This is a genomic window from Gemmata algarum, assembly GCF_034097035.1.
GTDB classification, from domain to species: Bacteria; Planctomycetota; Planctomycetia; order Gemmatales; family Gemmataceae; genus Gemmata; species Gemmata algarum.
The window spans coordinates 1-460 of sequence record NZ_JAXBLV010000135.1; the positions used below are offsets into that span (position 1 = coordinate 1).

Annotated in this window: 1 pseudogene; it reads left to right on the forward strand. The window is 69.6% G+C overall.

The features are described 5' to 3' along the window. Positions 1 to 460 (forward strand): annotated as a pseudogene (locus R5W23_RS11770) (hypothetical protein); the annotation flags it as partial.

Here is a 460-nt window from a genome sequence, read left to right on the forward strand (position 1 = left end):
CTCGGGCTCGGCCTCCACAACTGGTCCACGGCGAGCAACGGCCGCCTCCCACGGGCCGACGGGCGGCCGGTCGGCGCCGAGACCACCGAGGACAACATCTTCTTCGCCCTGCTCCCCTACGTCGAGGTCGGGGGGGTCAAGCGAAGCGACACGTACGCGCGGACCCACCGGGTGCCAATCCTCGTCTGCCCGCTCGACCCGACGGCCGCCGATCTGACGGGCGAGGTGGCCACGCACCCGATCAGCAGCTACGCCGGGAACGCGCAGGTGTTTCAGGGCACCCCGTACCTGGACCGGTCCGTCACGGACGGCCTGTCCAACACCATCTTCTTCGCCGAGCACTACGCCGTGAACTGCGGGGCGGACGGCGGCGAGTTCTGGTTCCGTTATTACGAGTCGCACATCGTGGGTGGGATACGGCGGGCGACGTTCGCCGACGCCGGGCCGATCGACTTGGCCT